Annotated in this window: 12 protein-coding genes and 2 pseudogenes; 7 read left to right on the top strand and 7 right to left on the bottom strand. The window is 38.6% G+C overall.

Translation table 11 applies throughout. The annotated features are described in order from the left end of the window. From ACFIJL_RS01215 to ACFIJL_RS09970, 7 genes and pseudogenes are all read left to right on the top strand, one after another. Positions 1-114 (top strand): annotated as a pseudogene (locus tag ACFIJL_RS01215) (trwi protein); the annotation flags it as partial. Positions 115-352: 238 nt separating this feature from the next. Further along, positions 353-496 (top strand): TrwH protein, encoded by a 144-nt coding sequence (locus tag ACFIJL_RS01210; RefSeq protein WP_375622132.1) that lies wholly within the window; start codon positions 353-355, stop codon positions 494-496. Then, on the top strand, positions 493-1,194 hold the full coding sequence (locus ACFIJL_RS01205) for a virB8 family protein (RefSeq protein ID WP_375622131.1): 702 nt from the start codon (positions 493-495) through the stop codon (positions 1,192-1,194). Before ACFIJL_RS01210 ends, ACFIJL_RS01205 begins: the two co-directional genes overlap by 4 nt. Before the next feature lie 13 nt (positions 1,195-1,207). After that, the gene (gene virB9, locus ACFIJL_RS01200; protein WP_375622130.1) at positions 1,208-2,014 is read left to right on the top strand and encodes a P-type conjugative transfer protein VirB9; all 807 of its coding nucleotides are present in this window, start codon (positions 1,208-1,210) and stop codon (positions 2,012-2,014) included. Beyond that, positions 2,014-3,171 carry a type IV secretion system protein VirB10 gene (virB10, locus tag ACFIJL_RS01195; protein ID WP_375622129.1) on the top strand — a complete coding sequence of 386 codons (1,158 nt, stop codon included), beginning with the start codon at positions 2,014-2,016 and terminating at the stop codon, positions 3,169-3,171. The genes virB9 and virB10 overlap by 1 nt, the downstream gene beginning before the upstream one ends. Further along, positions 3,146-4,207, top strand: a complete 1,062-nt coding sequence (virB11, locus tag ACFIJL_RS01190; protein WP_375622128.1) for a P-type DNA transfer ATPase VirB11 — start codon at positions 3,146-3,148, stop codon at positions 4,205-4,207. The genes virB10 and virB11 overlap by 26 nt, the downstream gene beginning before the upstream one ends. A 1,068-nt stretch (positions 4,208-5,275) precedes the next feature. Beyond that, positions 5,276-5,972, top strand: a pseudogene (locus ACFIJL_RS09970) (integrase); the annotation flags it as partial. Positions 5,973-7,368: 1,396 nt separating this feature from the next. Here ACFIJL_RS09970 and ACFIJL_RS01175 read toward each other — a convergent pair. The 7 genes from ACFIJL_RS01175 to rimM form a co-directional block, all read right to left on the bottom strand. Continuing rightward, positions 7,369-8,148, bottom strand: coding sequence for a succinate dehydrogenase iron-sulfur subunit (locus ACFIJL_RS01175; protein WP_273790055.1), 780 nt, complete (start codon positions 8,146-8,148; stop codon positions 7,369-7,371). A gap of 14 nt (positions 8,149-8,162) precedes the next feature. After that, positions 8,163-10,007: a succinate dehydrogenase flavoprotein subunit gene (sdhA, locus tag ACFIJL_RS01170; protein WP_375622125.1), complete on the bottom strand. Its 1,845-nt coding sequence runs from the start codon at positions 10,005-10,007 to the stop codon at positions 8,163-8,165. Positions 10,008-10,013: 6 nt separating this feature from the next. Beyond that, on the bottom strand, positions 10,014-10,400 hold the full coding sequence (gene sdhD / locus ACFIJL_RS01165; RefSeq protein ID WP_273790057.1) for a succinate dehydrogenase, hydrophobic membrane anchor protein: 387 nt from the start codon (positions 10,398-10,400) through the stop codon (positions 10,014-10,016). An 18-nt stretch (positions 10,401-10,418) separates the two neighbouring features. Next, entirely contained in the window at positions 10,419-10,820 is a 402-nt protein-coding gene (sdhC, locus tag ACFIJL_RS01160) for a succinate dehydrogenase, cytochrome b556 subunit (protein ID WP_254492571.1), read from the bottom strand. 477 nt (positions 10,821-11,297) lie between these two features. Then, positions 11,298-11,738, bottom strand: coding sequence for a 50S ribosomal protein L19 (gene rplS / locus ACFIJL_RS01155; protein ID WP_375622124.1), 441 nt, complete (start codon positions 11,736-11,738; stop codon positions 11,298-11,300). Positions 11,739-11,948: 210 nt separating this feature from the next. Further along, positions 11,949-12,647: a tRNA (guanosine(37)-N1)-methyltransferase TrmD gene (trmD, locus tag ACFIJL_RS01150; RefSeq protein ID WP_375622123.1), complete on the bottom strand. Its 699-nt coding sequence runs from the start codon at positions 12,645-12,647 to the stop codon at positions 11,949-11,951. A 281-nt stretch (positions 12,648-12,928) separates the two neighbouring features. Then, positions 12,929-13,486, bottom strand: coding sequence for a ribosome maturation factor RimM (gene rimM, locus ACFIJL_RS01145; RefSeq protein WP_375622122.1), 558 nt, complete (start codon positions 13,484-13,486; stop codon positions 12,929-12,931). Positions 13,487-13,615 lie beyond the last annotated feature (129 nt).

The raw sequence follows: 13,615 nt of genomic DNA, 5'->3' as shown, positions 1-13,615 counted from the left end.
GGAGCTCTCATCTTGTCCATTATATCCATCATGCTGTTACTCAAACTATCAAGCATTGCCAATTCTCTCGCAAAAGGCATTACATTCGGACATCTATGGAGACAGAGAAACTAGAGGATATAAAAAGCAATGATTCCCGTAACAGGCATCCTTAATACCCATATGACAAAATAACGAGGATATCCAATCCTAAAGTAAAAAATATTCGTACTGAAATTGAGTTATTTTCATAAATTAAAATGGAATAAAAAAGTAAAATAATTACACACAACGTACTTTACTTTATGTTCAAAATAATAATAATGACAATAAATATTAGGATGCATATAACTGTAAAAAGAGTCATATTAAAATGAAGTCGATCATTCTTGTAACTTTGATTGTAAACCTTTTATCAGCTTGTGCATTAGCACCAAAGCTAAAACAGCCAAATGATAGGAACCGGGTGCCTATTAATAAAACAATCCCTGCCGAAATTAAGCGAGGAGACAGATGAAAACAAAACAAGCAAAACCAGTGAAAGCCGAACAACTTAAAAGTTATTATGAAGAAAGCCGTGGCTTAGAACGGGATCTTATCAATGAATTTATAAGGTCGCGCAGAACGGCGTGGCGTGTAGCGAGTACTGTGGGTCTTTTTGGCTTATTCGGTATGATATGTGGAGTTGTTGGATTTTCTCAACCAGCTCCAACTCCCTTAGTATTGCGCGTTGATAATACGACGGGTGCAGTTGATGTTATCTCAATCATGCGTGAACACGAAGAAAGCTATGGTGAAGTTGTAGATAGATATTGGCTAAACCAATATGTGCTTAACCGCGAAACTTACGACTACGATACCATTCAACTGAACTATGACACAACAGCACTTTTAAGTGCAGCATCTGTTCAACAAGAATATTATAAAATCTATGATGGAGAAAATGCACGGGACAAAGTGCTTTCCAACAAAGCACGTATCACAGTTAAAGTACGATCAATCCAGCCTAATGGAATCGGTCAAGCAACTGTACGTTTTACGACTCAGCAACTTGACAGCAACGGTGCTGCTACTGGACCAAAACAGCACCAGATTGCAACAATTGGTTACACCTATGTCGGTGCACCCATGAAATCATCTGATCGATTGCTTAACCCCCTTGGTTTTCAAATAACAAGTTACCGTTCTGACCCAGAAATACTGTTGAATGATTAAGGAATTGATTGTTATGAAAAAACTTGCGTTCGTTGTTCTATTGTCTTCGTTTTCTTCTCTTTATACGGTACCTGTGCAGGCGCTCAAAAGTCCATCAAATTCACAATATGATCACCGCATTCGCTATATAACATATAACGAAGCTGATGTGGTTCAAATTGAAACAGTTCTTGGTGTGGCAACACATATTATTCTTGAAGAAGGTGAACAGTATATCACTCATGCCTTTGGCGATTCTGAAGCCTATGCCTTTGCTCATAAAGGGCGGCATATTTTTATTAAACCAAAAGCAGAACTTGCCAATACCAATCTCATCGTTGTAACTGACAAACGGAGTTATAAATTCCGACTACAATTTCGGAATGACCGTGCGGGATCAACTTATGAATTGGCTTTCCATTATCCCGATTCAAACGATGAAAAGTCAGAAGAAAACAATCGACGCCTTGCGATTGAACGTGGTTTTCACCAAAGCATCAACGGCTACAATCTCAGTTACACCATGAGCGGTCACCAAGATATTGCTCCGATAAATGCTTGGGACAATGGGCGTATTACTTACTTCAAGTTTCCCGCTAACATGGATATGCCATCGATTTATGTCGTAGATGCTGAAGGAAATGAAAGCTTAATACCACGCACCGTTATCGGCAGTTCTAATGATATTATCGCCGTTCATAAGGTCAATCCTAAATGGCTCATACGGCTTGGTAAACGCGCTTTAGCTGTTTTTAATGAAGCCTATGACCCCAATGGCGTACCAAACACAACAGGGACAGTATCTTCGGTGGTTTATCGTATCAATAAAGGAGGAAAATGATGTTTGACAATAAGGAAGGAGAGGGAAAAGGTACAAAACTGGACAACGTCGAGCAAAAACATATTGAAGGTGCCTATGGAGGGTCGGAACTAGGTTCTGAACGTCGTCCGATAATTCCAGGTACCCGTGCATTGTTAGTGGTAGGGCTTATTGTCATAGTAGCGATACCGATTGCCTTGACTTGGAAAGCTTTTAAAATGCGTAATACCGTGGAAGTTGAGGAAGAAAAACCACAACAAATAGTACAGCAAATTATACCAAACTATGTCCCTCGGACTATAGAAGAGCCAAAGATTGTAGAAGAAGCAGAAAAATCAACACAAATAGAAGATTCAAACTTGGATATTCCACCGGCCTTGAGTAAACTTCTTCAAACAGCCATTCCTCCACATATGCTCCAAGATTCTGAAGAATTAGCACGCAAACGTATGCTAAGTTCTAGTCTTAACAACGGTGGTAGCGAAGGATCTACAGATACAAGTCATAAAGCATCGAATAATGATAGAGGTAATGGCGCATTATTTGATAACCTTCAGCCCGTGCGTTTAGGTCAATCACATGCGATGCAACTTCGTAACCGTGACTTTTTGATTACACAAGGAACGCAAATAGATTGTACGTTAGAAACAAAGATCATTACATCGCAACCCGGAATGACGACGTGTCATTTAACACGCGATATTTATTCCACAAGTGGACGTGTTGTTTTGCTTGACCGTGGTTCTAAAGTCGTTGGTTTTTACCAAAGTGGCATACAACAAGGACAAACGCGCGTGTTTGTGCAATGGTTACGCATCGAAACGCCTTCTGGTGTTGTTGTCAATCTTGATTCACCAGGCACAGGTCCTCTGGGTGAAGCAGGTATTGGTGGCTGGGTTGACAGACATTTTTGGGAAAGATTTGGTAGTGCAATTATGGTAAGCATTATCGGTGATTTAGGAGAATGGGTAAGAGGAAAAGTTAATAAAAGCAACAAAGAAGATAAAGAGAATTCACAAAATAAAGGTGCTCCAAATGCTGAATCTATAGCAATCGATGTTCTTCAAAATTCCATCAATATCACACCAACACTTTACAAAAACCAAGGCGAACGAGTAAATATTTTTGTTGCTCGTGATCTGGATTTCAGCAATGTCTACAGTCTCGTCACACGTTAACCCGGTACAGAAAGATCAAGCAGTTTTTCAGCTTCTGCAACCGCTTGATTGTTTTTTAGAAGATCCCACGATCACTGAATTATCGATTTGCCGCCCCTGTGAAGTATGGACAAAAAGCTTTAAGGGTTGGCAAGTACATAGCGTACCAGAGTTAACAACCACTTTTTTGCAAACGCTTATTACAGCTATTATCGTTTATAACGGTATGGCTCCCAGAAGTATTAATTATGTACTCTTGCCTGGTGGACAACGTGGTACAATTATACAAACACCAGCTGTTGTTGATGGTGCTCTTTCCTTTGTAATTCGTAAACATTCTCTTATAGTTAAGACGTTAGAAGAACTCAAAGAAGAAGGGGCATTTGATGATTTTTCTGATGTAAGTTTTAATAAGCCTTCAGCAAAAGAAGCCAATAACTTGTTATCGAGGCAAGACTTCACACGGTTGGAACCATTTGAAGTTCAACTCTTACAAAGTAAACGTGAGGGAAAAATTCTTGAATTTTTGGAAGAATGCGTCCTTCACAAACGCAACATTATCATTGCAGGCAAGACAGGATCTGGTAAAACAACATTTGCCCGCTCTTTAATTGAAAAGGTCCCTGTAGAGGAGCGTATTATCACAATTGAAGATGTTCACGAGCTTTTTCTACCCAATCATCCCAATCATGTACATATGATTTATGGTAACAATGTAGGCCGTGTTTCAGCTGAAGAATGCCTAGATGCGTGTATGCGTCAGTCGCCCGACCGAATTTTTCTCGCTGAATTGCGAGGCAATGAAGCATGGGAATATCTCAATTCGCTCAACACAGGTCATCCCGGATCGATTACAACAACGCATGCCAACAGCGCTTTGCAGACATTTGAACGATGTGCCACCTTGATTAAAAGATCAGAAGTTGGCCGGCAACTCGAGTTAGAAATGATAAAAATTGTTCTCTATACAACAGTTGACGTAGTGTTGTTCTTTAAAGATAGAAAACTCTCTGAAGTCTTTTACGACCCGATTTTTGCTAAATCAAAAATCGCTTAAAGGGAGCTTCCTCTCTCGGTAATATGAAGCAAACAAAAATAGCCGTAACTAATTGTTACGGCTATTTATTTTACTTTTCCTATTCTCTTTGCTTCTCCAATGGATTTTCTACACTCTTCATGAAGAAAAAAAGAAAAATTTGATTCGCCTATCAATGAAAGCTTCGTAAAATAGGTAGTTTCGATCACCACAAATAATTATCGTCATCAAGACCAAAACTTATCGTTTAAAAATTCTAAGCGCTATTTTCAAATGATTAATAAAGATGTTTTTTAACCAAACAATCTCCAAATACGGAAAACCTCATACGAAATAAATTATCATTTCGATTTAGCATCCATAAACCACATTCTATTTGGTAATAACAAAGTATAGTGGCATATCGACGTCTTCTTCGGACGAAGAAAGATTCTTAACCTCCGGTTGTTCGTAAACAATCAAATTTCCCTTAAGCAAGCCTTGCTAACCATAAACGTGGTGCATATCCCCACCCTAAAGAACGATGCCCATAAAATATACAAATAAGCGCTACTCTGAATATTCCTGCTCTCTTTTCTGCACCTCAAAAAGCAAAAATTCCTAAAAGCACAGATCTACAATCAGTCTTCTTAAGCCACGTCACATTGATTTATAAAGAGTGTTCATTATTTTACATGTTGGATAAAAGATCTTAGTACCGTAGGATTCTCTCATTTCAAAGCTGTTTATTAACCAAAACCATATCTCTTGCACATTACAAGTAAATAAAGCCGTATAGATGAAACTGTACTAAAAAGCACTAACAATGCCTCTTATAAACCATCCCAAATGCCAAAAATTGTCACAACATTGGGAGCAAGCAAAGTATCTAATAGCGCCCAACTTGCTCTTTTATGAAGTGTAAAAATAGGGATACTCTATAAATTTTATATTATTCATCGGAACTTTACCATTATACCATCCACAAACACTGTTGCAAAATGAACTTAGGTACATTAAAGAAATGCTTCTTTAAAACAAGCGCATAAATTGACAAGCCAAGTTGTATTTGGTTCGGGACGTTCTGTTTTACATAAAGGTTTTGATCTCATTAAAGAACGAGAGAAACAAAAGCGTGAAGCAATGCGTAATCTCTATTATTTAAAAGACATTACTCTAGATGCTCTTGAACGTCATAAAACTGAACAAAAAATGACGGCAAAAATGAAAACTGGTTTGCATCTTTACAGCTTCATATTCTCCTCAAATTAGGAGGCTGTATACCGATTTCAAATATTACGCCAAAAGAGATACCTAATACTCTTAACTCCCATCTGATAAGTAAAAGCTGCAACAGCAAAAGCTCTTTTAGAAAAACAACGCCATAAAGTCATTAATAAACCGACAATGAATTGGAGAAATGTTCCAGATTTTTATCAAACACTCTGCAAAGCAACAATAATGATACAACTGGCTTTGCATCTGCTTATTCTTACAAAGGTTTGTACCATTCCTTGCATCAATTCGTGACAATCAGATTGAAGGGGATATATGGACAATTCTTGGCTTGAAAATATGAAAGGAAGGTGTGATTCTACAACAGAATTTCGTGTCCCTTTAGTCAATAGAGATATTAGAAATTTTGAAACACGCGCATCTCAAGCGCATCTACTGTCTCACAATGATTTCTTTTTTTCTGCAACCCGTCGTGATACGCTCGCTGCAAATTGTATGGCTCAATATATTGCAACAGGCTGGGCTTAATACCTACCCGCATGGATTTCGCTCTAATTTACTTAATTGGCTAACAGGATTTCTACCTCTCACCACCTCAAAGGACGAAGCTTCTTACCCCGCACCAATCTGTAAACAATCTGCCTCCTTGCCTAAACATGCTCCACCTTTTAACCACTTTAATCACTACTCTTCAAATAAGGGTATTTTACAGCACAATAGAACACCTCCCCAAACAATAACTGATTACACCATTAATATTTGTAAACCTCTCTTTCATGTTAAGAAATATCTCTATACTGAAAAATAAAAAAGCACTTTTACTGCCTAAACAAATTGCTTCAGCAATACATGCAAACAAAAATGAAATTCAGTAATATAAAAAAAGGAATTAAACCTAAAAATCTCTATTTTCATAGATAAGAACATATAAAATCAGCATCTACGAAGTTCATCAAAATAAAACACATTTTCTTTGATAATTGAATTCATTCAACTCAAACCAACCTATAAACAGTGCTTATTCCATATTCACAATACATTAAAATCCCTACTACCGATTTCTAAATTTCTAGAAAAACCTATAAATTTGATATTTTAAGCCTTTTATGGCTCTTAAATGAATTTAAACTGATGATGTTATAACAATTTTAAATTTTTGTATTCTTAATTGTATAATCTATCGCTATAATCCATAAAGATTTTACACTCTTCTTTAAGAATTATAAATTTTGTTTTTTATGCGATTAACAAACCAATTCTTAAAATAAAATATGATCTTTAGATATATATAATGATATTATTAAAAACTCCCAATCCCTGAATATCAACAATATTTCTGATATTGTAATATTATAATAAATGTATTGTAAAATTACGAACTGTCATAATGGTCACTACTTTGTATTTTATTTGAATACTTACATGCGTTATTAATATTTGCATCAGAATTTATTTTTTGTGCTCTATTTAAAGCAGGGTAATCATTTTTATAAAAAATGCTTAATTAAATTATGCATTAAAATTCGAATTTTGATACTAATTTAATGAAAATAAAAACACATGGCATATTGGTTTTATTATTTTTATAGAGAATGTTATTTTTCTTGAAGTCTTTATTTTATCTGAAAGACTACTGTATTTTTAAAGGCAATAACAACGATGTTGACCACCTCATGGAAGCCAATAGACTTTTAAAGATTAAACCTCAAGAGGCACAAAAAACACGCGCAATTTTCTGTTTTTCACTTTACTGTTCATCAATTGGTCAATTTTCGAAGACAACACTCAGCCATCAATTTCCTTAATCTCAGCCATTGCAAGGATTTCTTCTATAAGGGGTACTTCATTTTTTAGACTATTATAGCTACTGATCCCTCATAAGCAACCACTGTGCTTTTAGAGTTTTAATTTCTAAAAGCACGCACAATTCTCTCCCTTGCACTTTATTTTCCTCAATCAGTCAATTTTCAAAGGCGGCGTTCAACCATGAGTTTTTTAATTTCAGCAATTGCCTTGGCCGGATTTAATCCCTTTGGACAAGTTTGCGCACAATTCATAATCGTATGGCAACGATAAAGGCGGAAAGGATCTTCTAAATTATCAAGACGTTCACCACACATTTCATCACGTGAATCCGCAATCCAGCGATAAGCTTGAAGCAAAACAGCAGGACCCAAATAACGATCACCGTTCCACCAATAACTTGGACATGAAGTCTGACAACACGCACACAAAATACACTCATAAAGGCCATCGATTTTTTGGCGATCGGAGTGACTTTGTAACCATTCTTTTGCAGGTTCAGGAGAAACTGTTTGTAACCAAGGCTCAATAACTCGGTGTTGCGCATAAAAGCGATTCAAGTCAGGAACCAAATCTTTAACAACTGGCATGGACGGCAAAGGGTAGACTTTAATGGGGTGTTTTACATCATCCATACCTTTGGTACAAGCCAATGTATTGGTTCCATCAATATTCATCGCACATGAACCACAGATGCCTTCACGGCATGATCGACGAAGTGTCAAAGTTGGATCAATATGGTTTTTAATAAACAAAAGCCCATCAAGAATCATAGGACCACAAGCAGAACGATCCACATAATAAGTATCTAGATGAGGATTTTCCTCATCATCAGGCGACCAACGATACACGTGAAATTCCGTCAGCTTTGTAGCACCTTCAGGTTTAGGCCAAACCTTTCCCGGTTTTACTTGAGAATTTTTGGGAAGCTTAATTTGTACCATATTTCATTCTCCCCTTAATAAACCCGTTTTTTAGGTGCAATGCGCTTTAAATCGATCCCACCATCAGCTTCAGATGTTAATGGGTCCACATGGACAGGTCGATATGATAATGTCACCTTACCCTCTTTTGACAAATGTGAAAGCGTATGTTTACGCCAGTTTTTATCATCACGCTCTGGATAATCTTCACGAGCATGAGCGCCACGGCTTTCTAAACGGGCTTCAGCAGAATGAACAGTCATGATTGCATTCGCCATGAGATTTTCAAGCTCTAATGTTTCAACCAAATCAGAATTCCATATCAGAGAACGATCTGTGACTTTGAGGTCTGACAATTCCCCCCAGATTTTATTCATCCGCTGACATCCTTGTTTCAAAGAATCTTCTGTACGAAATACAGCCGCATCTTCTTGCATCGTGCGTTGCATTTTTTCACGCAATAGAGCTGTTGGTATCGCTCCTTGTGCAAAACGTAAACGATCAAAACGCGCTATAATTTCGTCAACAGCTTCTTCATTAAGGGGTGGAATTTCTGCATTCCGATCAATAACTTCCCCCGCGCGAATGGCAGCAGCACGACCAAACACCACAAGATCAATTAATGAATTTGACCCCAAGCGATTAGCCCCATGAACAGAAGCACATCCTGCTTCTCCTACCGCCATCAGCCCTGGTTGAATACGATCAGGCGAATCAGCCGTTGGATTGAGAACTTCCCCGTAGTAATTGGTAGGAATCCCACCCATATTATAATGAACCGTTGGCAAGATGGGGATAGGCTCTTTTGTTACATCCACACCTGCAAAAATCCGTGCTGATTCCGAAATTCCTGGTAAACGTTCGTGCAAGATTGCAGGATCAATATGGTTGAGAACCAAATGAATATGGTCCTTCTTAGGTCCAACACCACGCCCTTCACGAATTTCAAGTGTGATACAACGCGAAACCAAGTCACGTGAAGCCAAATCCTTAAAAGAAGGTGCATAGCGCTCCATAAAGCGTTCACCTTCAGAATTGATTAAATAGCCTCCTTCACCACGGGCTCCTTCTGTAATTAAGCAGCCAGAACCGTAAATCCCTGTAGGATGGAATTGCACAAACTCCATATCCTGAAGAGGCAATCCAGCACGTGCGATCATTCCACCACCATCACCCGTACAGGTATGCGCCGATGTCGCGGAAAAATAAGCGCGTCCATAACCACCGGTTGCAAGAACAACCATTTTAGCAGAAAAACGATGTATTGTACCATCATCGAGATTCCATGCCACAACCCCCGTACAAACCCCATCCGTCATGATGAGATCGAGTGCAAAATATTCAATAAAAAATTGCGCATTATGCTTTAAGCTTTGTCCATAAAGCGTATGCAAAATAGCATGTCCTGTACGATCAGCTGCTGCGCAAGTACGCTGAACAGGTGGACCTTCACCAAATTGTGTCGTATGTCCACCAAAAGGACGCTGATAAATTTTGCCTTCTTGCGTCCGCGAAAAAGGAACGCCATAATGTTCTAATTCATACACAGCAGCAGGAGCATTACGCACCAAATATTCCATTGCATCGGTATCACCCAACCAATCAGAACCTTTCACGGTATCATATAAATGCCACTGCCAATTATCAGGTCCCATATTTGAAAGCGATGCAGCAATTCCCCCTTGTGCTGCAACCGTGTGTGAGCGCGTTGGAAAAACCTTCGTAATACAAGCTGTCTTTAATCCTTGTTCCGCCATACCCAATGTTGCACGTAATCCTGCACCACCTGCCCCAACAACAACAACATCAAATTTATGATCTACAGTGCGATAAGGGGCGTTACCTGCTTTAGCGCCCAGAGATGATCCTGTACCCGCCATATTTGTTTAACCCCCTAATGCAATTTTCAAAAGAGAAAAAATAATGATACCACCTATGAGAAAACAAAATAAAATATTTAACGTCAAAAAGAATATCCGGAAACCTTCACGTGGAATATAATCTTCAATCACCACCTGCATACCAAGTTTCATATAATAAAGGACCGAAAAAGTCATCAATCCCATCAAAATAGCAACAATAGGATGTGCAAGCCGTGCACGCACAATGCTATAGTCCTTTCCCACAAGCGAAAGAATAAGAACAATAAAAAATATCAAAAGTGGTAGATTGATAAACCCTGTCAAACGTTCTAACCAAAAATGCTCTGTTCCTTCATGAGCACTGCCACGCCCCCGTACTTTTCCAAGTTCCGTTCGAAAATCTTTTTTCATATCTCTTTTCACCCCCAGCTAAACAACGGTATATCCAATAATCCAAATCGCAAAAGTAACAATAAGAGAAATAAACACTGTCGCCCAAGCAGTGACTGTTGCCTTTTCTTTTGCCAAAAGGCAAGGTTTCAGATCCCAAACAATGTGGCGAACACCACCAACCATGTGATGAACCCCTGCCAAAGTATAAAGAAACAAAATACACAATCCAAACCAAGAACTATAAATCTCGTGAACCGTTCTGAATGCCTCCTCCCCACACGCAATAGCAATTAACCAAACAGCAAGAAAAACCGTTCCAACATAAAGTGCCATACCCGTAATGCGGTGTGCAATGGACATAGCCATAGTAATTGTCCAACGATAAATACTTATATGAGGGGAACGAGGGCGCTCTTTTATCCTAGTTGTCTCTGTCATAAAATATCCTGACCTGGTTTTTACTGCAACCGCAATGAACGAGAAAGTTCGCGCAAAACGACTAAATATATTCTCTCGTTTTCACTTGTTTGGCATCTCAAGATACCGATACTACAGGTCGGTTGTCTCAAATAACGGATTAAAGGTCACGCATAAAAAAAACCGATTACTCCACGGATATGATCCGCAAAACTTGCTTTAATCTAATACAATTTTATCTTCACGTCAAAGGCCTAACATCTTTTCTCAAATATAAACAGGCATTTTTTCAGATTAAACTTATCCTTTTGAGTATCCACGATATATACAATGGTCTCTTAAATTGCACCCATGATTAAGAATAATAAAGAGGAAAAAATTGATAGATTAAACATTTTTATATCCCCTCCAAGCCTTTTAAAAGACAAAACGAATCACGAAAGACACAAATAAGCGGCATAAAAGCCGCTTTTGCATAAAGTTTAGCCGATATAATCTTTACTCAGCAACTTGCGCTTCAACATCTGTGCTCACGGCTACTGCTTCTACTTTCTCAACAACCTTTTCAGCTTTTTTCCGATAATCTCTCTTTTCAGCGATACGCGCAGCTTTACCTCTCAAACCACGAAGATAATAGAGTTTTGCACGGCGCACTTTACCACGGCGCACCAGCTCAACACCTTCAATCAAAGGAGAATAAACAGGAAACACCCGTTCCACCCCTTCACCATAAGAAATCTTGCGTACAGTAAAGGTCTCATTCAACCCACCGCCTGAACGTGCAATACAAACACCTTCATAAGCCTGAACACGCGTCCGCGTACCCTCCGTCACACGCACCATGACCCGGACTGTATCTCCTGGCTTAAAGGCTGGAAATTGGCGCTTTTCTTCAATTTTTGCACATTGTTCAGCTTCAAGTTGTGCGATAATATTCATTTCTTTTATCCTTCATGTTCTTTATCGAACAGTCAGAGCGCTCAACTCTTACCAAAAAAGCCTTTATTAAGAATAAGAAGCTCTTTAGGCTATGTCTTACACAGGAGCGAATACACCATTCCTTCATTTTAATTTTGGAACTACCAGAAAACCTTTTATAAAAAACTCTCTAAAAAGAGAGCCATGCAATACACCACCTTATCATATGAATCAAGTTTTCTGATGATTTTTATCATAACGCGCATAAAGATCAGGGCGACGTTGACGTGTTAACAATTCGGCTTGGCTTTGACGCCAATCTGCGATCGCTTTGTGATGACCTGAGAGCAATACAGGCGGAATACCCCGCCCTTCGAAAAGAGAAGGGCGTGTATATTGCGGATGTTCCAGCAAGCCATTTTCAAAACTTTCACACTTTGCAGAAGCGGCATTCCCCATCACTCCAGGCAGAAGACGTATAATAGCATCTAAGATAACCAATGCGGCTGTTTCACCCCCTGAAAGAATATAATCACCAATAGAAACTTCTTCTAATTCTCGTGCTTCTATGACTCGCTCATCAACCCCTTCAAAACGTCCACAAACCAACGTTACACCCGTATCACGAGCCAAGCTATGCGCATAAGCTTGGTCAAAAGGGCGCCCACGTGGACTCATCAACAATCTTGGCGAATCCTCTGGATAACTATCAAGTGCAGCCGCCAATACATCCGCCCGCATCACCATACCAGCCCCCCCACCAGCTGGTGTATCATCAACGCTATGGTGTTTATCCAACGCAAAATCCCTAATCTGCACTGTCTCTAGTGACCAAATTCCGCGCTCTAAAGCTTGCCCAGCTAAAGAATACCCTAAAAAACCAGGAAACATTTCAGGATAAAGAGTTAAAACGCGCGCCTGAAACTTCATTTTTATTTTTTCATCCTCATTTTCTTATTATTAAACAGACTCTTATAGTAAAAATAGCACAAAGCAGACATTATAACGCTATAGCGTTAATCTAAATCTCCTCCATCTGCTATCTTATGCCATATTCAATACTATCCCTCTCTTCAATACTCGCGCTTTAAAATAAAGATCTTTACTCTCCCCCTCTAAAAATCCAAGCAATATTTAGAATATCAAAACACCAGTATTCCATTTTGGATCACTTGCATTCTTAACATTTTCCACTTTTTATTTTTTTAGATTCAAGCTATTTCCTTTTTATCACTGTCTCCCCCATCAATTAAACCAGCTGCCATGGGATCAACAACAAGAAAACCAGAATCCATACAAATTTCTGGTACCGCCGCCTTACTAAAGGGAATGAGCGCTCTTTTGCCCGTATTCAAACGTATTTCAAGCAAATCACCAGCCCCGAAATTAAAAAAACCACACACTTCACCTAAGGTTTTTCCACCACAATCTTGAACACACAAGCCTATTAAATCGACCTGATAAAACTCATCCTCCATCAAATCGTCAATTAATTGATCACGCGTCACATAAAGGCGAATACCTTTTAAAGACTCAGCCGCATTACGATTTTCTACCCCTTTAAAACGTACAATCGCCTTATTTTTTTGTATGCGAAGAGTTACAATTTCATAAGAACGCCCCATATCATCATAAAGAGTGCTGTAAGACTTGAAACGCTGTGGCTCAGCACTTAGAATTTTAACAAAAACACCACCCTTTATACCATGAGGCATACCAATAATGGCAAGATAGACTTTATTTTTAAGCTTTTCTTTATTATACTTCATGCAAAAATATTATCTCTCAAAAATGAACCCTTCAATCTTATAGTTTTCTATTCAATCTTGTTGCCATATGAGACAATCTTCTAAAAGACCTTTCTTGGTAACAAAAACAAATTAATAAAGGAGAAAGTC

Source organism: Bartonella sp. TT119HLJHH (assembly GCF_042193385.1).
Classification (GTDB): Bacteria; Pseudomonadota; Alphaproteobacteria; order Rhizobiales; family Rhizobiaceae; genus Bartonella.
This window is presented reverse-complemented; position numbering and strand designations above follow the sequence as displayed.

Coding starts and splice junctions, on each gene's coding strand:
- ACFIJL_RS01210 (WP_375622132.1), top strand. CDS start 353: ATGAAGTCGATCATTCTTGTAACTTTGATTGTAAACCTTTTATCAGCT.
- ACFIJL_RS01205 (WP_375622131.1), top strand. CDS start 493: ATGAAAACAAAACAAGCAAAACCAGTGAAAGCCGAACAACTTAAAAGT.
- virB9 (WP_375622130.1), top strand. CDS start 1,208: ATGAAAAAACTTGCGTTCGTTGTTCTATTGTCTTCGTTTTCTTCTCTT.
- virB10 (WP_375622129.1), top strand. CDS start 2,014: ATGTTTGACAATAAGGAAGGAGAGGGAAAAGGTACAAAACTGGACAAC.
- virB11 (WP_375622128.1), top strand. CDS start 3,146: ATGTCTACAGTCTCGTCACACGTTAACCCGGTACAGAAAGATCAAGCA.
- ACFIJL_RS01175 (WP_273790055.1), bottom strand. CDS start 8,148: ATGGTACAAATTAAGCTTCCCAAAAATTCTCAAGTAAAACCGGGAAAG.
- sdhA (WP_375622125.1), bottom strand. CDS start 10,007: ATGGCGGGTACAGGATCATCTCTGGGCGCTAAAGCAGGTAACGCCCCT.
- sdhD (WP_273790057.1), bottom strand. CDS start 10,400: ATGAAAAAAGATTTTCGAACGGAACTTGGAAAAGTACGGGGGCGTGGC.
- sdhC (WP_254492571.1), bottom strand. CDS start 10,820: ATGACAGAGACAACTAGGATAAAAGAGCGCCCTCGTTCCCCTCATATA.
- rplS (WP_375622124.1), bottom strand. CDS start 11,738: ATGAATATTATCGCACAACTTGAAGCTGAACAATGTGCAAAAATTGAA.
- trmD (WP_375622123.1), bottom strand. CDS start 12,647: ATGAAGTTTCAGGCGCGCGTTTTAACTCTTTATCCTGAAATGTTTCCT.
- rimM (WP_375622122.1), bottom strand. CDS start 13,486: ATGAAGTATAATAAAGAAAAGCTTAAAAATAAAGTCTATCTTGCCATT.